Raw genomic sequence first — 19,239 nt, forward strand, 5'->3', positions numbered from 1 at the left:
ATTATTATTTTTGTTGTGAAAAATGTTGTGATAATGCTTCTTGTAAGTTTGTTGGTTCTCCATTGCCTCCGCCAGTTTGATGTTGCCCCGTGGTGAAGTTTGGCTTTGTATTACTTTGTTGCTCTGCTTCAAACAAATAAGGATCGCTTTCTTTTATAGCCTTCAACTGATCCTCTAATCCGAGAAGCTTGTCTCCATCTAATTTGATGGATTCCAAGTTTAGTAGAGCCTTGGCCGCTTTTGGATTGCGAACCTTGGCAGCCCCTAGGGCATCCTTTAAAGTATGGTCAAATACCTGTTGCTGAATCTTGGCTTCATAATCACTTTTAATTTTCTTGTTATCATCTTGGAGCTGCTGAATTTGCTGTTGCAAGGCCTCACTGCCATTAGCTTTTACCTTCAAATCTTCCAACTGGTTATCGCGTTCTTTAATCTGACCGTTCAGATTGTCCCGTTCAGTCGTCACTGAATCGAGTTGTTCTTTCGTTTTGTTCACTGTCTTTCCGTGTTCAGACATGATTTTGTCAATAGCTTCATCCTCAAGACCTAAATTTTTAAGAAATTCTCTATTCATTTATTTTGACCTCCATTGGTTACGTTTTTTTACGTGGTAACGGACCACGAACCGCCTTGTTCTTTAACGTCTTCAAGTGCTAAAAAGACGAAAAAAGACAAAACAAAAAGTAGCTAACGTCTGCTACCAACGAGATAGGTTGGACCACCTTACCTTTCCGCTATATCAGCTTTAAGAATGATTACCGCCACGAACAATCACCCTTTCCTTATCGTATCTTCTCGGAAGATTATGCCCTTCGATAAATTCACGGATTTTAGCCTGGCGACCCCTTACCAATTTTTTATACTTCTGTATAGTATCCTCGTCGCCGATTTCCTCTGCAAGCATAAGAGAACGTTTAGCCTTCCTAATTTGCCTTTCGTAATGCCTTTGTTCCTGTACCAATTTCCCGCGCTCATATGCCTTATCAGAATCGTATTGAGCCTGGTTATTTTCGTTCAATCCCTCAACGTATGGATATAGGATGTGCCTGCAGTTTATCCCACGGATTCCGTCAGGTTCCCCATAGCCAAACTCATAGATTGATGGATACTTAGAATCGTTTTCCGCTGTCCTCTTCATCGATGCGACTCTTCCTTGAATCTTCGAGCATGATTCCCTGGCATCCGGATAGCTGTTAACCAACACAAGGTCCACTCCATATTCATCCATTCGGGATAAACGTAATTCGTTGTAAGTGCGGTTAACCGTGGAGCGAATCACCGTGTCAGCATATCTTTCAAGGCTCCACACATGACCCGCCCTATCAACAAATGCTGTCTCAATCCCCTTGTTTGCCCATTTTATGACCGTTTCAGCCACTGCTTTATTAATTGTCGTAGTACCCGCTAAGACACGTCCGGTGGTCTCCTCAACGATTTTACGGTACATCCGAGTAATGGTTCCCTCACCGTAATTTGTCGTGATCAAAGTCTGATTGACAAAGTTATCAATCTCTCGAAATGTCTGCTGCACATAAGAGCCTAAAATAGCGTCAATTTGATTGGGCATTTTCAAGGGTTCAAAGGCGTATTTCAACTCAGTGTCCACACTGGCAATCGTTTTATAACCTACATCTTCAATTGCTTTTCTGATTTCCTTTTCTGCTAGTCCCGTAGTCTTTGAGAGCGCTTTGACTGTTTCTTGGTTAAACATCCTCAATTCTTGCATCTTTTCAACTTGCCACTGCAGGACATAATCTTTATCGGCTGTTTTACTGGTTTTTAATCGCTTAGCAACCATTTGAAATATTTCATTCTCTAACGCTTGATAAATGTCTGCTACAGGTTGAGTAAATAAATCTAGATTATGCGGTGTGATTTTGGGTTTCTTTGGGTCCATTCAATCACCTTTTCCCTTTTCCCATGACGTACAGAAAAAGAATGATTGTCCAACCTATTCTTTCTAAGAATCGCATTTTATCACTCCTTAGTACCGAATAGAGTGTTCTGCGCTTGTAATTCCATTAAATCAGGGGACTGCATTTTTTCCTCTTCGATGACCTCTTTCAAGATTTCCAACGCTTCTTCTTCAGTCACACCTTGCACCTTCATGATTGCTCGTTTCTTCGACTGCAAGCCAGCTGAGACTAATTGAGTTTGCTGATTGATATCAGCGCCTTTATCCTCTGCTATGGAATCATCAAAAGAAACAGTAACCTCGTATTCATCCGGCGCATTAACCATTCCATACAACTGGCCCATAGCAACAATAGAATCAATGAGTTCTTGTAAACCAGCCTCAATTATATTTTCATGAGACTGTTTACTTTTGAAGGTCTTAGACTGCTCAGATACGACTTCTGTGGCTGTTTTCATGGATTGGCCATCAAATGTGAATGTACCACTTGAAAAACCTGTCTGCATGGCAAATAGATTAAGGAAAGCGTTGATTGCAGAGATATGTTCCTCAACTCTTAACTCAACAGATATATCTTGGATTTGGTTATCATCCATATCACCAGTGCCAAAGGCTTCATAGGTTTCGTCCGTATCGTCAAAATACCGATGTGCTTGCCCTGTCTGGGGATCAATAACCACCTTCACCATATGAGCAGGAACGATGATTCTTTTCCTTCCCAACCTGAATTCTCGATGGAAACTGTCAAAGGTTGTATCAATCGCTCTTAGTGTGTCCAGAGCATTGGCAAAAATAGAAATACCTAGCGGGCTTTGGGTGTCGATATTATTCGCTGTGTTTGGCTTAAAATAGCTAAAAATAGACTTTTTCAGCCCTGCAATTCGAACTTCTTCTTCAAGTTCGGGGAAAAACTCTTTTAGTGACACTTTAACCCCTAAATCAACACCATTTTGCGATTCGTAGACCTCATTGCGGATAACATAAACACCACCTTCCCAGAGGTGCCATTCGAGATGAGTGTATTTTTTGTCTCTCTTTTTGAATTCAAACGGGAATACAGCTTCATGAATGGTATCGTTTCGCCATGAAACAGGGATAAAACAATCAGCAGTCACAAATGAAAGCATAATCCTGTCGTTTTCGACATACGGCTTAATGACCATTCCGCCATGAGCAAACATATATTCAATATAGTCTTGGAATTTCTTATCAAACTTGTTATTTTTAAAAATATCATCGATAAACTCTGAAATGATATCACTATCAATGCTAATTTCACACTTTTCGTTATACACAAGTGATGCCATTTCAGCAGCAACCGCTTTTGGCATGTTCAGTGTCATCATGGTTCGCTGTTTGGGTCCGTCAATGGTTTTATATTCAATGTGATGAAACGGTTTATGGTAGCCGCGATAAAGGTTTTTCCAGACTTCTATTTTTTCAAACATTTCTTCGTTTGCAGAAACGTCTTTGTGATCGCTTATTTTCTCTATTGATTTTAGTAATCCAATCTTAACCAACCCCCTTTTCAGTGTGTTTAGTATTTTTCGAAACACGGCCTCACCGCCTTATAGTACATATTGTTTATAGAAGTAGTTGTTCGCATATCTAGCCTCATCCATGGCATGATTCCATTCATCAATTGGATTTCCAGTGTTATCACGAACATACATACCGATTTCTTTAACAAAGTTGTAATGATCGTATTTATTCGTATCCACTAAGAAAAACTGGTCATTTGTCATGGAGTTCTGGAACCTCTCAATACCAGTTTCTATTCCCCCACCTTGTTTTTTAGCATCGGAAGCATTATTGTCTGCTCGATCTGTTTGGATACCAATTTGGTGTAATTCCTCCCGCAACGATTTACAAGCAGGGTCCACAAAAACATGAGTATATTTCATTTCATATTTATTAATACACCATTCCATAAACTGTTTTATTTCAGTTGCATAAGTACTCATAGCCTTCACCTGACCGGTATCAGCACCGGAATGGTAATAGTTAGCCACGCGATTCAATCGGAATTTGTCCCCGTAGCGAGTAACAATGTTACAGCTGCAAGAAGTAGCATCGCTTTGACCGCCATCTGCAACAAAATAGAGTTCATAAGGTTTCCCAAGCAACGTTGGTATTTGATGTTCAGAAGGATTAAACATGGAATAAATAACACCCTCAGGCATTACTCGTTTACCAAACCAGTCGCGGTCCAGAAGGTAAGGATTCTTTTTCAATGTTTCATAGATTTCCTGTTTACGCTCTTCTGTGATAATCGGATTATCCTGAATGGTCCAATGTGTCCATCGTGTATTCTGAACTTCGAACACTTCACTAATAACAGGGTGGTTCGGAGCTGGGGGGTTCAAGTCGGCTAAATGGTACCGATCTCGAGCAGCGAAAGTACGTCTAAAACATTCCTGTATCATGCTCATGTGCAGTAGGTTGATTTCACAAAAAACCACACTACCTAAAGACATACCTGTAATAGCACCAACACTATTCGATTTACCGCCACCTTTGTAATACACTTTCTTAATTCCGGTTGGTGTATGAACTTGCAAGTGGGAGCCATGTTCATCATGTTTTATATCTGCAAGATCCCCGTATATGTGCATTAAACCTGTGCCATCACCGTCGATAAATAAGCGATAGGCCTGCTCCTGGTTATAAGCTGTAATTAGGTGGTTGGTATCTCTGGTCCACGTCAAATAATCAGCATACCGAAAATGGCCTGCTGTTGTTTTTCCGCTTCTTGGAGTTCCTTCTAATACATCAAAAGTGTAATCAAACGGACGATATATGACTTCCAGCTGTTTAGGCGAGAAAACGATATTCTTACTCATTCTTCTCACGCTCTTTTATCATCTGCTCATACTGTTTTCGACCTTCAACAAGTGCATCCAGCATAGAAGTATCTTTTTGGGTGCCTTTAATCTGTTTAGAGCGTTGCTGTGTAAATTCTGTTTCAGCTTTAAGTTTCTCATCCTGCAGCTTCTTCCTGTCGTTTTCGGAAAGGAGATTTGTGTACTTAGACAAGAATTCTAATGCTTTCATTTTGTCAGCCAACTTGACGGATACACCATCTTTTCCTTTCTTCACTTCAGTAATTAGGGTCCCATCAACCTCTGCTGCATCTTTGAATTTCACTACATTGATTTCAAAAGGGTTCCCTAGATCATCAGTCACCTCTTCACGACCGAACTCAACAAAATCTGTTATGTCAGCAAAGGCTATGTCGATGTATTTCTGCAGTACAGCTTGAGCATCTAGCAAGATGCCGCTGAATCGTTCTTGTTTAAGACGTTCTATTTCCTCCTTAACACCATCATTCGCCATCACTCTATAAGCAATTGATTCGGCTGTGCTTCTATCTCCCCCATATGCTTTCATATAAGCTTTTGTGGCATTAAAATACTTGAGGTAATAAAGGCAAAATAGTTTTTGCTTGTCATTCAAACTATCGTTTTCAATCACCGGTTCCACGGTTGCAACCTTTTTCCTTTTGGTTGCATCCTTTTTAGGAGAACCCCTCGACCAACCTTCCCGGCTTTTCCTACTTTTTAAGGTGCCAATTTTGACACCGTATTTTTCAGCCAGGGCAACGAGTGTTATCTTTGATGACTCATACTCTCGCCTTATCTCATCCCAATTAGGCATGTCACATCACCGCCACCTCCACAATTTTTTTATACAAAAGAAAAAGCACCCCGAAGGATGCTTACAACAATCATTTTATTATACTCTTTTGATAAGCCAGTTTAGCTCGGTCCAAATACCTTGTTGTATCTTCACTTTCATAACGTGAGTCGAATACTAGCCGATCGACTATGACACTGATTATCAAATCATCGTCGTGTATATAATTTTTGTCTATCAATTTAGGAGATGGGATAAATGCCCTTCCTCCATCCACTAAAAATAACAGTACACTCTTTACCGTTGAGCCGTTATATTTAAGTGAATAATACCTTAAGTATGCCGATTCATTAATAAACCTCTCCGTAAATTCATTTGAAACCTTACTATCTTCCTCTTGAGGTAGCTCCACAAGAGAAACCCCAACATTTTCCCTAAGTGTATACGTGTATAAACCCTCGTTATCGCGACTACTCACCCAACATTCTGGGTGCATGTTTTCACGCAACATAGTCAATAATTCATGATATTTCATAGTTTCCACCTCCCTTTAGCCTACTTTATTCGACAAAAAGGATAGATAACCTTCAAATTTGTAAGAGGATTTACCTAATTATTGTTGAACTTTGTAGATAAGGAGGTGAAAAGAATGAATATGCAATATGTAAGTTCTTCAAACTTAGTTGCAGTTGGGTATGATTCACCATCTCAAACCTTGAGAATACAATTTCATAATGGCACATATGATTATTTTGATGTACCAAGTCATATTTACCAAGGCTTGATGAATGCAGGTTCAAAAGGAAGTTATCATGCCCGTTATATTAAAGACTCTTATCGATACAGAAGAATTTAATCTTGATTAATAATGATAATTACCGGTCCAGTGAATTCCCGTTCTCCTTGACCGGTAGTTAATGTTACTTTTTCATATGGTTCTACTTTGATATGCGAAATACCTTCTCTTTCGACTAATTCATTAGATAGTTCCACTGTTGAATACTGTTCCACGAATATCACTCCTTTATAGTTGTTGTGTCCTATTACCCAAAAGCGTATTCAATTTATTCATTAATTTTATTCCATCTAAACAAGAACCAATCACGACAACAGGCTGTCAGCCATCACCTTGAAAGGGTGCTGTTTACCATGGCTTACTGGTTCCTGTTTACAAGAAATAAAAATAGCGCATAGGTTTTCGATACCTAAGCGCACGAAGGTTTTGTCTGGGGGATGTTTCCGCATCCACCGTCGGAGGAGGAAAGGTGAAAACAGTTTGTTAACTGCCGCGCCGACCTCCCTCCCATTTTACACCGCAAATTTTTCTCCATGCAAAAGTTCGGAAAAAGTCGTATTAGAGCCGAGTTGAGTCTTAATCTCTTGCCGCAGTTTATCGACCGAGTCAATAGACAATTCCAAATGAATAGCAATCTGTTTTCTTGTCATCCCTTCCAGCATGCAGTCGTAACAGATTTTCAATATTTCACGATCTAAAAAATCCCCAGCCGACTCAATAGCATAAACTTTTCTTTCATATTCTCTCAATCTCTGAATCTGTTTTTGCTCCCGAATATCCATATCTCTTAATTCTGACTGACTTTTCCTGGAGTTTCCTTTTGGCATCGATGCCTCAACTCCATATTGCGCTACACCCCAAGACCGCATAGGGATAGATCTGCCGTAAAGAATACCTTGAAGCCTAGAAATTTCACGCTTCATCATTCGGTAATCACGAATTAAAGTTGTGATATTAATCATTTAATCACCTTCCTAACGATGTTCCGGGGCTTGTTATTAATAACCTGACTTTGTATCCTTGTATCAGCTGGAACAAACCACGAAGCCCGCATGTGTTCCTTTTGATTGCGCCACTCTATATATTCATTGCGCTGATCGTCCACGGAATCGAATAATTCCTTTATTCGCTCCATCTTCTCTACAATTTCCTCTGCCAATTCAGCAAATGATTCTTTTATAATTTTCCATGCTTCATTCACTTCCATGCACCGCCTTTTCCTCGTCTTAATCCACGATTCCCCATCCCCATGAGACTCTTTATATCCGATTCACTTAAACGCTCTAGTTTAGGCTTCTGTTCATTCTGACGACGTTTCTTTTTCTTAGGAGTAGACACTCGATGTGTTTTGTTCCATTCATTCAATTGATCTCGAAATGATGGTTTCATATTCTCAACTCCTTTTGGATAAAATGAAAAGAGGGCACGAATCCCATCACGATTGGCTCGCAATGTTTGATTCATGCCCTCGGTTTTTCCGTTAGGCTAATTCAATAGCATTTTAAATTCATTAAATCCACATGTTCATTATTTCGATTCAAATAAGAAACCCATTTATATAATTTATCTCCATTTCCATGAAAGGATTTTATGTATTCAATTCTTTTATTTTGTAACTGACAGAAGAAAATGTTGCCACCAATTCTAGCAATAAATTTTTCTTTGTCTTTTACATGGAAAGCCAACACTCTGAATCCGCTTTTCCTAAGACGAATATCGAAAAATTTCTCTAACTCTTCTTGTAATAACATACAATGTTCAAGTAAACTTGCGTCGAGAAACAAATCATCTTTGAATAAAGTTAACTGTTCCATCCTACACCTTCCGTTTCACCGTCGTTTCCAAACGGTCAACCTTTCCTCCTAATGTCACGATTAACGTTTCACCATAATCAGGGAGATCGTGCACAATCAATTGACCGTCCTTTACAACGTAAATTTTTTTATTATTCGTCAAATCAATTTCAGCTTTTTTTATGTCCACCTGGAACCCTCCCTGTGTTAGAATAAATGTATCCAATATTTATCTAAGGTCGGGATTCCCGGCTTTTTTATTTTTGTTTATATCTAGATTCATTAGCTTTTTTCCCGCGCCATTGGTAATCAATTAAATCAATCGAACTAGAGCGTCTATGTTTTGTTGGTCTTATAGGATGTTTTTTTATATAAGCCAGGCGCTCTTCTTCGGTCATTTGCCAAGTAGTTATTTTTCCGTGCATATTATGGCCTCCTTCACTCTTTTCTTCCTTAGCAATTGACCACAATCTGTGCATTTTTCATTATTAATTGAGTTTAATCCACCACAAACTGGACATCTTCCACCCAAACCAATATCTGAATAAATAATTACATTTTCTAATTCCACAGGCTTTTCTTTATCCATTTTCTGTACCTCCTGTTCGAACTGTGAATCATCTACATTGAGGGTCTATCTCATTATCTGGATTATATAAGTCCTCAAATGTTATACCTTCTTTAATCATAGCTTTTAATTTTTCATTTTCGTTCTTTGATTTTTCCCAATACCGCATATATTCAAAAGCCTGTTTACTTGCTAAATTCATAGCTTGTTTTAATTCCTCAAACTCTCCTATAACGTTTTTCTTAGCTGTTTCTACTTTCTCAAAATGTCTTTCGTCACCTGTTTGAAAGTACATTAAAGCAAATGTTTCAATCTGTTCTAGATAACGTTTAATAACATCCATTTTTCATTCCTCCTATGTCACAATTTTGGTCAACCACTCATCAATCTTTCATAGTCCTCTGACCACATGAAAACAAATTCATTATTTTTGTATGGGTAGACTTTATTGCAACGGTCCGTTATGGCTTGATAACTGAAATTAGTTTTTCTCCCAGCCTCTCTTGCCGAACGAAACTCATTTATCACTTCATTGGTCTCAGGATCTAACAGGACCACTTCTTTACTTTTTGCTTTATAAGCCGTCATTCTTCCGAGTTCTTGTTTGCTGCATATCCTCAAATTAGCTACATAGTCATCCGTGATAATACCGTTCTTTCTAACAACGGCCTCACCAGGCTTTAATCCTCTAATAAAATGAGTTGCTACTAAATGACCTACCTTATATGTGCCATACCTGTTGTTAAACCTAACTTTAATCAATAAATTCCCTTGACCTTTTTTTCTGAAAGGCAGCAAAAACTTTTTGGTGGTTTTATAGACACGTTTCACCCTGCCATAACTAGATATTAAAAATTGTCCATCAGAACCTTTGATTGTTTTCCATGCTTCATCTGGGTAGGTTTCTTTTTCATACCAAACCTTTCGCTTTTGGGCCGTTACATTTTCATCAGTGATATAACAATCAATTCCCTTTAATTTAATTCCTTTTGACTTATAAGAGGGTAAGCTTGATAACGACATTCCCGTAATAGCTTCTATTTCCTTATAAGTGGTCGGAGTTGATATGTTCGTCCTAGGGTCATAGAGATATACAATTTTATTAGCCACCTAATTACCCCCTTCCAACTTTATCTTGAAATATTCGCGTAATTTTTCAGCCGTAACCTTCCCGACACCCGGAATATCTTCTACATCTTCCATGAGCTGAACAACATATTTAATATCAGCTTCTCGCTGAGCCTTTGCACCGTCATCAAAGCCACGATTGTAAATCGGTTCGAGTTGTCGTCGAGTCAAAGGAGATGGTGATTGCATCCCTCTTTTAATTTTCCTAAGCGTCCCCACGCAGCACACCAGCCTTCACAAAGATTCTCCTCCAAGCCTTATCTAATTCAATTTTAGCCAGTTCCTTTTGTCTGCGAAAAATAGCTTTGCGCCTTTTCTTTTTCTTTAAACTCGCCATAATCGTCACTCCCTTAAACAACTTTCCAGCCTTGCTTTACTTTATGGGCAATTTCCTTTTTTCGTAAGGGTTCATAAATCACGACTCTTAGGCCTCTTTCTAATTTCGTTAGTGCAACCCAGTGAAATTGTCTTTTTCTTCGCATTCGGTTTCACCTTCTTATATTAAATTTCCACGAATTGACCATTTTCGTATTTTAAAAGAGTGATAGAATCCATAAACTTAAACTCAAAAAGCTTTCTTTTGATTGCAAATTCCTTAGTAACGGCCCCTTTGATGTCAATTACTTGAGTACTGCCGTCCAAATTAATTACTTCAAAATCGGCAATGTACGAAATCTCTCTGAACGTCTTACCATTCTTCTTAAAACCGTCCTGGAGTATGTATCTAGGTTGAAGTTTGAAATCTTTGATTTGCTTTGCCTGCTTAAGCCATTTTAATTGGCTGTAGTAAATCGCCTCTGCTTTGGAATCAAAGGTTATATCATCAACAACCGTTTTCTTATTGCCATACTTTGAACGTTTTTTAGGCTTGCGATATTCTTTGTAAGACATTCTTTCCATCTTCCTTAAGCTCCATTTTCAACTGATTTTCATCAGCGTTATCTTTCAGCTTTTCAAGTTTCCTTTCGCAAACAGGTCCGATACCTTTCGAAATACTTTTTGCACTTTTTAACGGGCGATTGCATACGGGGCAGTTCATCAATAACCACTCTCCTGGCGCTGATGATTCACAGCATTTTTAGTAAAGTACGCATCCTCGATCTGCGCTGGTGTGAAATCAAAACCAACGATTCCAATTGTCATAAACAAACTCCATGCAAGACGAAAATGATAAACATTAATCTGAAACCCTGCTATTTTTTTATTTTCTGGATTTACCTCCATATAAGATTTCATCAAGAAATAAATCATTTCCAAATACGTATCCGATAGATATTTTCCCTTGCCTTCTTTTTGCATTTCTTCAGCACATTCAAAAAAAGGTTCGGATGAGATGAACAACGCATCTTGCCAACCTTTTTGATTGGCGATAGATAAGAAGAAATGAACCGAATCGACGTATTCTTCTAAAAGTGGATTTGTGACTTTTCCAGTTTCATTACATTTTCCACACAAAACCCTATTTCCAGAGAACCAAAATCCTCTACCTTGACATTTTGGGCAGTCTATTAACGCTTCTCGCCCGTATTTAGGCTCTCTTCTGTCGCTCCAATGTTTGAAGAATCTAGCTTCGTTTGCAAATTCAGCTAGTTCCACCTGCAAAGCTAAAACTGTATTAGGAAACAAATCTTGTCCTTCCAGCCCTTTTTCTTTGATAATTCTGTCATCCAGCTCTTTTTGCATCTGCAACATTTTTTCTAAATCCATGAGTTATCCTCCAATCAAATTCTAAGAGCGCATCCAGCCTCAACTCCGTAAATCGTGCTATATATAGCAGTTGACTTAAATTCGCTTTTCTAAATTCCAAGGAGCAAACCTCCTTTTCTCCTTCTAATCCTGTCTTCTCGAGCAAGATGCAGCAATGCCAGAATAACCTCGTCTGGATCCTCTCGATCAAACCGATAAGCCATCTGCTTTATGCTAATACCTCGTTCCCATAAATCAGCTAATTCATTCAATTCCGGTTCATCCCAGAGAAAATCCATATCCTCGAGTACAATCACTCTGTTTTTCCTTGCTGCTAGATACAAATTCGCTCGGGATTTCCCTCTCATGACGACATATACCTTTCCACGTAACAGGTTCTGCAAACACCTTCAACAGCGAATCCGTTGGGCTTTCCGCAGTGTTTACAAAGTTTTGATAAAGTTCTCCATTTGACTTCACACTTAGGGCATTCAATCGTTACAAACTTGCCCTTCGCACCAACAACAGTGCCAAACGTTTTACAATGCGGACAGTGAGCCACTGATTTTACATTGCTCATATTTATTTCCCCTTTCAAAACCATTTATTTTGATCATTTTGAATATCAATCTGCCTAAAAGAGGCGAGGACTAATTCTTCCTTAAGTCGTTCATAGCTTAGTTCCTCGATTAGTTCGCCTTCTCTGGTGACAGTGACATTCATCGCTATCAATTCATCAAGGACAATCTGCCTTTTGATTGCAGCTGGAGAACTCCGTTTCACCCGTGGCTTGAGTTTCATTGCATCGCGTAGAATTCCCAAATTTAAGCCTCCCTCTTTTTAAATTCCATAAGCTCCCTTTCCAATTCTGCCTTTTCTTTTTCAAAGTCAAAGTCAGAATCATCAGTTGTCCCATGTGTTTGGTTACTCGTTTGCTGTTCAAACCAATCAGGTAATGACTCTTTTCTAGCAAATACTTGTCCTTGTCTAGGTTTACTCTTTTGTCTTGATTGCTGCTCTTTAAAGGCTAGTTGGGCAGCTTTCGCTTGTTCAACGGTCTTGATATTCTTTTGGGCATAATCTCTTAAAATGCTTTCTACATAAGCCCAATTAACCTTTGAACGTTCAACTGCTATTTTCATAGCTTCTAAGACAAGTGCATCAGATAAATCGTCACACCACATTGCAATTTTTTGGGAGATATGACCGCCAATTACCCCAAACCCATTTTGCTCGTAAAAAGCGAATGGATTTTCCAAGGTGGCAGCTTCTTCTTTATTTTTTTTGTTTAGTTTAGTTTCGTTTAGTTTATGTTTAATTAATGCGGAACTAACTCCGGAACTATCTGCGGAACGAAGTGCGGAACTAACTCCGGAACTATCTGCGGAATTATTTTCCGAACTTTGTTTGAGTTCGGAATTATTTTCCGTACTATAAAAGGAGATAATATTGTAAATAGGCGCTTTTCCTTTGCGAGAAGTAAAATCGATTCGACCTTTTTGTTTAAGCTCATTTCTAACTTTTCGGAGGGTGCGATCTGTTAATCCTGTCTTGACGCATAACACCGATTCAGCCACCGTAAATGTTTCTACCCATCCAGCCTTATTATTTATGTGCATTAGTGCGTACCATAAATTAATTGCTGATGGTGATAGTTCATTTAGTTCGAGCCAATCATAGAATGCATTCATTTCTTTGATGTAGTTCATCGCTATCCCCTCCTCTCACAAACCGCCATTCCGTTTTTAATCTTTTTTACGACATAATCTGGATACCGCTGCATATAATGAAGTACAAGCTTTTTTAAATGTTCTTTGTCCTCTGCCTGGTCAAAAACCCACCTAGGCAGAAGGACATTTGTTTTAAACTCACCGACAATCATTCAAAATCAATCTCACCTTGTTCAAGTACATGAGGCTTTTCTTCTTCGATTGGTTCCATTTCGATAAATTCAGGTTCAGCTGTTACATCTTTTCTTATCACTTCATCTTGTACAGCTTGTTGTTGAATCTCTACACTGATAGGCAAATACTTCCACATATGACGGATCACTGTCTTCTTTGCCATTTCCTCAAAATCTGTAACCCACGGACCATTCTTAGAAGCTTTAGAACGACCTCTACGTTTTTCGATTTCCTGCATGTCCATTACTTCAAATTGGTATCCGCCGTCTTTAAAATGAGCAACAGCATAGACATATAACATTTTTCCTCTTTCACCAGTCGCTGGTTTGTGTATAAGTTTAGGTTCAAGTCCTAACTCGTACTCAAATTCATCATTTTCATAAACTGCATGAGCATAAATATTTTGGATTTGTCCAGATCTCCTAGCAAGATCAATCATTCCCTTGTATCCAATGATGAAAGTAGCTTCTTTACCGTATGGGATGATATAACAGTGTCCAATCAATCCTGGCTCAAGACCGAGTTGTGCCGCTTGCATAACTGCTCCCATTAATGACGGTACATTACATTCCAGTAGTTTAGGAGTTGTCCTAATTGTGGTTAGTGCAATCCTTCCGAGTCTATCCGCATCCATATGTTTAGGTAATGCCTTTTCAATTTCCGGGCCCATTTTCTTTAGATAGGCAGCTATAGTTGTTGCTGGTGAGGCTGCTGGTTTGTTATTTGCTTTATTCGCTAACTGATTTTTGACATCTGCATTTGTAGCCATTTTTATCCTCCTTATTTCACTGTGAAGCGACGGTAATTTGATTGCTTAGTATATTTGTTGTGAAGTTCTGGATACTCTTTGGAAAAGTTTTTGCTATCAAAACGGTTGGATATAATAGACTTCCAAGTTATTAACCTGTCCCCAGCGATAGCCTTTTCATTTTCTCCCATTAACGCTTTGATTTTGTTTTCATACTCTTTCTTTTGGGTCTCAAGCTGTTTCAATTCATCGTTGACTTGATCCAAAGCATCTAACACGGTGCTAGTTTCCGGCGGCAATGTGATTTCGGTGTCTGGGATAGCTTCTGGATATAAAGCTTTCAGTAAATCACTTGAAGCGTCAGACCCATCAAAAGCAGGTGGGATTTGTTTCAAAACGTGTTCTTCCCAGAAATTCTTTTCGATGTCGATTAGATATTCAATCAACTCTTCATCACGATCGATTTTTTTGTAAATGAATTTATTCCCACCAATTAAGACTGCAATCCACCACGCACTGTATCCTGTAACTGCCATATAGTGCTGGCATTGAAGAAGATATGAAGCTGGAATTTCTTCGTCTTTCCATTGATCTTTTAAGTATTCCGATGCGGTTTTACACTCCAAACCTTCTTTCTTACCAACAATTAAACGGTCTACATTAGCTAACATGAAAGGATATTCAGGATGTTTAAGCATGGCATTTCTTCTTCTTACCTTTAATCCGGTACGTTTAGAAAACTCTTGAGCAACGATATCTTCCATGACGTTACCCCAGTATGCTGCTTCTCCTGCTATATCTTCACCTGGTGCCTGTCCGATTTTATCTAAATAAACACCAATCGGTGATTTCCACTTGTTCAACCCTGCAATGGCAGCAGCGTCCGATCCACCTATTCCGACTTTTCGAGCTTCCAACCAATCTTTACGACTTAATTCATTTGTAGAAGTTAATACCTTAGCTTCCATAACGTCCTCCCTCTTACCGTTTAATAAGTTTTGTGGTAAACTATAAGCAATAAAATATTTTCAAGTCACTCACTCCTGTTGCAGCAGGAGTTTTTATTTTGCTGTTTGAAACTTAAATCCGTACATCTCGGAAAGATATTCTTCTAGATTGCTTCGGAGAATAACCTCGCCACCATCAAATACAACATCGTCACCTTCCAAGATTTCATCGTCAAAAACGTCATTCCCCCAATGTTCCAACTGTTCTTGTAAGTTATCTGAATAACCTGTTTTTTCGATTCTTTCAATCACTGGATGATCACTCATGGTATCCCTCCTTTCTAGCGCATCATTTGCACCGTCATGATTCGGGGGAAGGGGAAGGAAAATGGGAGGATATATCCCCGAATCATGACGGCGAAAACGAACTAACCTTTCGCCGCTGCTTCAACTGCATTTAAAGCGTCTTCTTTGTTTTTGAAATAACCTAAGTACTTTTGTTTCCCGTTTTCTTGTATATAAGCAATCCATTTATCTTTGGATTTGTGCCACGAAACCCCAGTCCCTCTTCTTTCCCTTGGTTTCTTTGGTTTTCGGGCCTTATTAGACCTTGGTATAGGTTTGTTTGGATTAGAGCGTTGTATATTAAACAGGTGCGTAACAGCTCTTAAATTTTCCCTACGATTATCTAGAGTATTGAAGTTAATGTGATCAACAACTAAATCATCTGGAGGATCCATAACCCATCTGTGTAAAGGGACTGTTTTTTCCTTTTTGTACGAGTATATTCTGCCTTGCACATAAAAGTTCTGAACCACCTCGTTATAAGTCACCCTCCAAGTATTAGGGAACTTTTTAACCTTCTCTAAATCATCGGTGTTAATTAAAGTTTCAATCTTACCGTATTTCTTGCTATCGATGAAAATCACAGTGACATCACCGCGAATTTCATACCTGTTTTTCAAGGTACCCCCCCTTGCCGCATCATCTAAATGATGATAAAATTAATTTAATTGAGGTTAGTGTTTGATTCTGTGCAGTGGGCTTTGGTAGAGCTCACTGTTTTTTTGTTTTATTTCTAAGCAAAAAGTACTTTTCTGTTTGGGACAATTTAAGCCATTCTCCAGCAGTAATTTTCATTCGTTTTCTTCCCTCTTTTCTACTAATTCTTTAAACAAATCCAATATGACGCCTCTTGTTTCATATTCACAATTACTTAACCAATGTATCGTTTTAATCTCCTGGTTAGTTAAAGACCTTCCCAAACCTTTCACAAGTACTTCGACCATTTCTCTTCCGGTTACAATCGGTTCAACAAACAGATAATTTTTCGGTTTTTCACTAGAGTTCATATTTAACACCCCTTAAAACAGTTTGATTAATCCCAACCCCAAAAGTGGCAGCAATTGCGTTATAATGCTTATCCCGTCCATACCGTATAAAAAAGCAACGGCAATTTCAGGGGTTTGCGTGTTCGACATCCAAGCTTGAAACAATGACATTGTTGGTTCTTTTCGGTCTGTTTCATATTTCGAAACGTCCGACTGGTTGATGTATAACCTTGCTGCTAAATCTTCCTGACTGATTCCTGCTCGAATTCGACACGCTTTCAACACCGCGCCGAATTTCACTTTGATCACCCCCTTTATTCCGATTTGGAATGTTAAAGCAACCTCGATGACCGTAAAATAATAGATGAAGGAACTAGATTAAGAGAATCCCTATATAGCCTCACAGCTTTGTTCTTCTTGTTGGCGCATCCAGGCATCGATTGTTTCTCGATTAAAGAGAATTCGTCGGCGAACCCGAACGTGCGGAATCTCTTTCTGGCGAACCATTGTATAAATTGTGTCGATGTGAACACCGATATAATCAGCTGCCTCTTGGGCAGTAATAGTTTTACGTTCCAAGTTTTCACCCCCTTGGTTCTGTGTTTTCGAGAAGTTCAACCACTTCCATCAGCTTTGCAATCACATCATCAGCAGCGTATCCGTCAGAAATCATGACAGCTGACTCGAGAACCTTGTGCTTTACTTCTGCCCAGATGAGTTTCTGGTTGAGGTTCATGGCGTTGCCTCCTTAGGCAGTTATTACTTTATGCAACGTTTTGTTGCTTTTATTTTCAAAAAAAAGCGTCCATTCGAATTCCAATATTTCAGCAATTTTTTTTGCGGTTTCTACACTGGGTGTACGCTCACCGTTTTCAATCATTCCATAATATTGACGTTTGATCCCGGTTAAATCTGCAACCTGTTGATGAGTAAATTTTTTCTGTTTACGAGCTTTCGCTAACCAAGTTCTCATATAGTCACCTCCAATAAGTAACGTTTTGTTGCTCTCTATACTTTTTATTATACGCAACAAAATGTTTCTGTCAATACATTTATGCAACTTTTCGTTACTTTTGTTTATAGCAACTTTTTGTTGCTGTATAATTCAGTTAAAGCGAGCTTTTTAAGGGGATTATTCTATGAGTTTTCAAAACAGATTAAAAAAATTAAGGTTGGACAAGAAACTCACTCAACAAGATGTTGCTGATAAGCTTGGTATAACTCGACAGGCTTATGGTTATTACGAAAACGAAAAAAGTAAACGAGAACCTGATCATGCAACGACTCAAAAATTAGCAGAAATGTTTGAAGTAACGACAGATTATTTACTTAAAGGTTCAAGTTCCTCAACTTTTTTAGATAAAGACGAAAAAGACATCGCCAAACGTCTAGAAGAATTTCGAAAAGACTTATCGAAGCAAGACGGCCTTCTTTTCTCTGGTGAGCCCATGAGCGAAGAAGCAAAAGAATCTTTATTAGAAGCAATGGAATACGCATTTCGCCAAACACAAAGGATTAATAAGAAATACATTCCTAAGAAATATAGGAAAAATGAAGATGACCAGGATTAAAGAAATTGTACAAGCTATAACTAAAAAATATAAAACGAATAATCCTTTTGAGTTGGCTGACTATATGGGCGTTAATGTGATCCATTGGGATCTTCACGAAGAAATTAATGGGTTCTATAAATACGACAAGCGCAATAAGTATATTTTCATAAACCGCAACCTCGATGATCCACTGCAAAAATTTACATGTGCCCACGAATTTGGGCACTCACAACTACACCCTAGACTTAACACACCATTCTTAAGAAAAAACACACTGTATTCTACTAGTCGAATTGAACAAGAAGCGAATACTTTTGCTATTGAGTTGTTAGTACCAGATAGAATAGTTCACGAAAACTATCATTCTACCATTTACGAAATGGCTACAGCATATGGTATTCCTGAAGAAGTGGTACAGTTAAAAAATTTTAAACAAAAAATAGGTATATTTTCTTAGGTAATATTGGGTATGCGCCCATTTTACAAATACATAAAAGGGAGAGTCGAGTAATGAAGAAACTATTTAGGTTGCTGTTACTAGGGTTGCTCAGTATTGCTTTGGTGGCTTGTGGTTCAGATGCAACAAGTATCAGTGACGATTCAGAAACAACTGAACAAGGAAACAAAGATGAAGGTGAATCGGAAACTAATCAAACAGATACACAGGAGAACGAAGAAGTAGTCACAGACGAAGATGTACAGGAAGATGATCAATTAAAAGCTACTAATACATACACAAACAAAGAGCTTGGTATTGAAGGTACTTCCGGTCCAATGGAGTACACTATAAGTGGTATACAGTTAAAGAAACTTGAGCCAAAAACAGAGGCAACTGCAGCCTTATTTGATGCAGAAGTAGGTGATGTGGTTCATGGATTCACCATTAAAATGTCTGGTGAAAACACTTCTGAAGAAGATATAAATTTCTATCTTGGTCAAGCAACTGCCATTACTAACACAAAAGAGCAATTAGACTCTGATATGTTTTTATCAGAATATATTGATGGCAAATACTTGGGTCAAGTTCGCCACGAAGGTTATAACTTTTACATTTTGAAAAACTCAACAGTCGATGAACTCGAAAGTATTGAAATACGTATCGATGGGCCGTCAAATAACAACTATGACAGTGTCGGAGATGATATTAAACACGTAATAGAAGTTAATAATTAATAGCCCTTACTTTTTGGGCTTTTCTTTTTAAACCGAAACAGAACATACATTCTTGTATTGG

General features: G+C 38.5%; 38 protein-coding genes and 1 pseudogene. 4 read left to right on the top strand and 35 right to left on the bottom strand.

What is annotated here, in order from left to right; translation table 11 throughout:
• Nucleotides 1-4 precede the first annotated feature (4 nt).
• From GNT69_RS10565 to GNT69_RS10590, 6 genes are all read right to left on the bottom strand, one after another.
• Complete coding sequence (locus GNT69_RS10565; RefSeq protein WP_203554956.1) at nt 5-574, bottom strand: phage scaffolding protein; 570 nt, start codon at nt 572-574, stop codon at nt 5-7.
• Nucleotides 575-745: 171 nt separating this feature from the next.
• The gene (locus GNT69_RS10570) at nt 746-1,897 is read right to left on the bottom strand and encodes a phage minor capsid protein (protein WP_203554957.1); all 1,152 of its coding nucleotides are present in this window, start codon (nt 1,895-1,897) and stop codon (nt 746-748) included.
• 80 nt (nt 1,898-1,977) lie between these two features.
• Nucleotides 1,978-3,471, bottom strand: coding sequence for a phage portal protein (locus tag GNT69_RS10575; RefSeq protein ID WP_481747621.1), 1,494 nt, complete (start codon nt 3,469-3,471; stop codon nt 1,978-1,980).
• A gap of 12 nt (nt 3,472-3,483) precedes the next feature.
• Nucleotides 3,484-4,758, bottom strand: a complete 1,275-nt coding sequence (locus GNT69_RS10580; protein ID WP_203554958.1) for a PBSX family phage terminase large subunit — start codon at nt 4,756-4,758, stop codon at nt 3,484-3,486.
• The gene (locus GNT69_RS10585; protein WP_203554959.1) at nt 4,751-5,572 is read right to left on the bottom strand and encodes a terminase small subunit; all 822 of its coding nucleotides are present in this window, start codon (nt 5,570-5,572) and stop codon (nt 4,751-4,753) included. Before GNT69_RS10585 ends, GNT69_RS10580 begins: the two co-directional genes overlap by 8 nt.
• Before the next feature lie 70 nt (nt 5,573-5,642).
• The gene (locus tag GNT69_RS10590; RefSeq protein ID WP_203554960.1) at nt 5,643-6,086 is read right to left on the bottom strand and encodes a hypothetical protein; all 444 of its coding nucleotides are present in this window, start codon (nt 6,084-6,086) and stop codon (nt 5,643-5,645) included.
• Between the two features lie 114 nt (nt 6,087-6,200).
• Between GNT69_RS10590 and GNT69_RS10595 the strand changes: the two genes are divergently transcribed.
• Nucleotides 6,201-6,407, top strand: coding sequence for a KTSC domain-containing protein (locus GNT69_RS10595; protein WP_203554961.1), 207 nt, complete (start codon nt 6,201-6,203; stop codon nt 6,405-6,407).
• On the opposite strand, the gene GNT69_RS25440 is transcribed toward GNT69_RS10595, so the two are convergent.
• The 29 genes and pseudogenes from GNT69_RS25440 to GNT69_RS10735 all read right to left on the bottom strand — a co-directional run bounded on the left by GNT69_RS25440 (nt 6,404) and on the right by GNT69_RS10735 (nt 17,425).
• A complete protein-coding gene (locus GNT69_RS25440) occupies nt 6,404-6,562 on the bottom strand; it encodes a BC1881 family protein (RefSeq protein WP_203554962.1) in 159 nt (52 codons plus the stop codon). The genes GNT69_RS10595 and GNT69_RS25440 overlap by 4 nt on opposite strands.
• Nucleotides 6,563-6,859: 297 nt before the next feature.
• Nucleotides 6,860-7,309: a sigma-70 family RNA polymerase sigma factor gene (locus tag GNT69_RS10605; RefSeq protein WP_203554963.1), complete on the bottom strand. Its 450-nt coding sequence runs from the start codon at nt 7,307-7,309 to the stop codon at nt 6,860-6,862.
• Nucleotides 7,306-7,554, bottom strand: coding sequence for a hypothetical protein (locus GNT69_RS10610; RefSeq protein WP_203554964.1), 249 nt, complete (start codon nt 7,552-7,554; stop codon nt 7,306-7,308). The genes GNT69_RS10605 and GNT69_RS10610 overlap by 4 nt, the downstream gene beginning before the upstream one ends.
• Complete coding sequence (locus tag GNT69_RS10615) at nt 7,545-7,736, bottom strand: hypothetical protein (RefSeq protein ID WP_203554965.1); 192 nt, start codon at nt 7,734-7,736, stop codon at nt 7,545-7,547. The genes GNT69_RS10610 and GNT69_RS10615 overlap by 10 nt, the downstream gene beginning before the upstream one ends.
• A gap of 101 nt (nt 7,737-7,837) precedes the next feature.
• Nucleotides 7,838-8,161, bottom strand: coding sequence for a hypothetical protein (locus tag GNT69_RS10620; RefSeq protein WP_203554966.1), 324 nt, complete (start codon nt 8,159-8,161; stop codon nt 7,838-7,840).
• Nucleotide 8,162: 1 nt separating this feature from the next.
• Entirely contained in the window at nt 8,163-8,330 is a 168-nt protein-coding gene (locus tag GNT69_RS10625) for a DUF3954 domain-containing protein (RefSeq protein WP_343206479.1), read from the bottom strand.
• Nucleotides 8,331-8,397: 67 nt separating this feature from the next.
• Nucleotides 8,398-8,565 (bottom strand): hypothetical protein, encoded by a 168-nt coding sequence (locus GNT69_RS10630; RefSeq protein ID WP_203555481.1) that lies wholly within the window; start codon nt 8,563-8,565, stop codon nt 8,398-8,400.
• A complete protein-coding gene (locus GNT69_RS10635; protein ID WP_203554967.1) occupies nt 8,550-8,729 on the bottom strand; it encodes a hypothetical protein in 180 nt (59 codons plus the stop codon). Before GNT69_RS10635 ends, GNT69_RS10630 begins: the two co-directional genes overlap by 16 nt.
• A 28-nt stretch (nt 8,730-8,757) precedes the next feature.
• On the bottom strand, nt 8,758-9,051 hold the full coding sequence (locus GNT69_RS10640) for a hypothetical protein (protein ID WP_203554968.1): 294 nt from the start codon (nt 9,049-9,051) through the stop codon (nt 8,758-8,760).
• Between the two features lie 29 nt (nt 9,052-9,080).
• Nucleotides 9,081-9,818, bottom strand: a complete 738-nt coding sequence (locus GNT69_RS10645) for an NUMOD4 domain-containing protein (RefSeq protein ID WP_343206480.1) — start codon at nt 9,816-9,818, stop codon at nt 9,081-9,083.
• A complete protein-coding gene (locus tag GNT69_RS10650) occupies nt 9,819-10,055 on the bottom strand; it encodes a hypothetical protein (protein ID WP_203554969.1) in 237 nt (78 codons plus the stop codon).
• On the bottom strand, nt 10,042-10,173 hold the full coding sequence (locus GNT69_RS10655) for a DUF3983 domain-containing protein (protein ID WP_203554970.1): 132 nt from the start codon (nt 10,171-10,173) through the stop codon (nt 10,042-10,044). Before GNT69_RS10655 ends, GNT69_RS10650 begins: the two co-directional genes overlap by 14 nt.
• A gap of 13 nt (nt 10,174-10,186) precedes the next feature.
• On the bottom strand, nt 10,187-10,318 hold the full coding sequence (locus tag GNT69_RS25870; protein WP_275411197.1) for a hypothetical protein: 132 nt from the start codon (nt 10,316-10,318) through the stop codon (nt 10,187-10,189).
• Between the two features lie 22 nt (nt 10,319-10,340).
• Nucleotides 10,341-10,727: pseudogene (locus GNT69_RS10660) on the bottom strand (DUF1064 domain-containing protein); the annotation flags it as partial.
• Nucleotides 10,699-10,875 (bottom strand): DUF6011 domain-containing protein, encoded by a 177-nt coding sequence (locus GNT69_RS10665; protein WP_203554972.1) that lies wholly within the window; start codon nt 10,873-10,875, stop codon nt 10,699-10,701. The pseudogene GNT69_RS10660 and the gene GNT69_RS10665, both read right to left, overlap by 29 nt.
• Nucleotides 10,875-11,543, bottom strand: a complete 669-nt coding sequence (locus GNT69_RS10670) for a dUTP diphosphatase (RefSeq protein ID WP_203554973.1) — start codon at nt 11,541-11,543, stop codon at nt 10,875-10,877. Before GNT69_RS10670 ends, GNT69_RS10665 begins: the two co-directional genes overlap by 1 nt.
• 89 nt (nt 11,544-11,632) lie before the next feature.
• Nucleotides 11,633-11,890 carry a hypothetical protein gene (locus GNT69_RS10675; RefSeq protein WP_203554974.1) on the bottom strand — a complete coding sequence of 86 codons (258 nt, stop codon included), beginning with the start codon at nt 11,888-11,890 and terminating at the stop codon, nt 11,633-11,635.
• A 226-nt stretch (nt 11,891-12,116) separates the two neighbouring features.
• Nucleotides 12,117-12,344 carry a hypothetical protein gene (locus tag GNT69_RS10680; RefSeq protein WP_203554975.1) on the bottom strand — a complete coding sequence of 76 codons (228 nt, stop codon included), beginning with the start codon at nt 12,342-12,344 and terminating at the stop codon, nt 12,117-12,119.
• A 2-nt stretch (nt 12,345-12,346) separates the two neighbouring features.
• Entirely contained in the window at nt 12,347-13,231 is an 885-nt protein-coding gene (locus GNT69_RS10685) for a DnaD domain protein (RefSeq protein ID WP_203554976.1), read from the bottom strand.
• A 2-nt stretch (nt 13,232-13,233) separates the two neighbouring features.
• Complete coding sequence (locus tag GNT69_RS10690) at nt 13,234-13,404, bottom strand: hypothetical protein (RefSeq protein WP_203554977.1); 171 nt, start codon at nt 13,402-13,404, stop codon at nt 13,234-13,236.
• Nucleotides 13,401-14,195 (bottom strand): recombination protein RecT, encoded by a 795-nt coding sequence (gene recT / locus GNT69_RS10695; RefSeq protein WP_203554978.1) that lies wholly within the window; start codon nt 14,193-14,195, stop codon nt 13,401-13,403. The genes GNT69_RS10690 and recT overlap by 4 nt, the downstream gene beginning before the upstream one ends.
• Nucleotides 14,196-14,206: 11 nt before the next feature.
• The gene (locus GNT69_RS10700; protein WP_203554979.1) at nt 14,207-15,142 is read right to left on the bottom strand and encodes a YqaJ viral recombinase family nuclease; all 936 of its coding nucleotides are present in this window, start codon (nt 15,140-15,142) and stop codon (nt 14,207-14,209) included.
• A 93-nt stretch (nt 15,143-15,235) separates the two neighbouring features.
• A complete protein-coding gene (locus tag GNT69_RS10705; RefSeq protein WP_203554980.1) occupies nt 15,236-15,448 on the bottom strand; it encodes a YqaI family protein in 213 nt (70 codons plus the stop codon).
• Nucleotides 15,449-15,549: 101 nt separating this feature from the next.
• Nucleotides 15,550-16,086 carry an HNH endonuclease gene (locus tag GNT69_RS10710; protein WP_203554981.1) on the bottom strand — a complete coding sequence of 179 codons (537 nt, stop codon included), beginning with the start codon at nt 16,084-16,086 and terminating at the stop codon, nt 15,550-15,552.
• Nucleotides 16,087-16,257: 171 nt separating this feature from the next.
• Nucleotides 16,258-16,473, bottom strand: a complete 216-nt coding sequence (locus GNT69_RS10715; RefSeq protein WP_203554982.1) for a hypothetical protein — start codon at nt 16,471-16,473, stop codon at nt 16,258-16,260.
• Between the two features lie 12 nt (nt 16,474-16,485).
• A complete protein-coding gene (locus GNT69_RS10720; protein WP_343206481.1) occupies nt 16,486-16,752 on the bottom strand; it encodes a helix-turn-helix domain-containing protein in 267 nt (88 codons plus the stop codon).
• A 90-nt stretch (nt 16,753-16,842) separates the two neighbouring features.
• On the bottom strand, nt 16,843-17,031 hold the full coding sequence (locus GNT69_RS10725) for a helix-turn-helix domain-containing protein (RefSeq protein WP_203554984.1): 189 nt from the start codon (nt 17,029-17,031) through the stop codon (nt 16,843-16,845).
• A 4-nt stretch (nt 17,032-17,035) separates the two neighbouring features.
• On the bottom strand, nt 17,036-17,188 hold the full coding sequence (locus GNT69_RS10730; RefSeq protein ID WP_203554985.1) for a hypothetical protein: 153 nt from the start codon (nt 17,186-17,188) through the stop codon (nt 17,036-17,038).
• Nucleotides 17,189-17,200: 12 nt separating this feature from the next.
• Nucleotides 17,201-17,425 (bottom strand): helix-turn-helix transcriptional regulator, encoded by a 225-nt coding sequence (locus GNT69_RS10735; RefSeq protein WP_203554986.1) that lies wholly within the window; start codon nt 17,423-17,425, stop codon nt 17,201-17,203.
• Between the two features lie 166 nt (nt 17,426-17,591).
• On the opposite strand from GNT69_RS10735, the gene GNT69_RS10740 reads away from it, so the two are divergent.
• From GNT69_RS10740 to GNT69_RS10750, 3 genes are read left to right on the top strand one after another with little or no spacing between them, the layout of a single operon-like run.
• Nucleotides 17,592-18,023, top strand: coding sequence for a helix-turn-helix domain-containing protein (locus GNT69_RS10740; protein WP_203554987.1), 432 nt, complete (start codon nt 17,592-17,594; stop codon nt 18,021-18,023).
• Complete coding sequence (locus GNT69_RS10745; RefSeq protein ID WP_203554988.1) at nt 18,010-18,462, top strand: ImmA/IrrE family metallo-endopeptidase; 453 nt, start codon at nt 18,010-18,012, stop codon at nt 18,460-18,462. Before GNT69_RS10740 ends, GNT69_RS10745 begins: the two co-directional genes overlap by 14 nt.
• Nucleotides 18,463-18,515: 53 nt before the next feature.
• On the top strand, nt 18,516-19,178 hold the full coding sequence (locus GNT69_RS10750) for a hypothetical protein (RefSeq protein ID WP_203554989.1): 663 nt from the start codon (nt 18,516-18,518) through the stop codon (nt 19,176-19,178).
• The last annotated feature ends 61 nt before the right edge of the window (nt 19,179-19,239 follow it).

Source organism: Bacillus sp. B15-48, from assembly GCF_016879755.1.
Taxonomy (GTDB): Bacteria; Bacillota; Bacilli; order Bacillales; family Cytobacillaceae; genus Mesobacillus_B.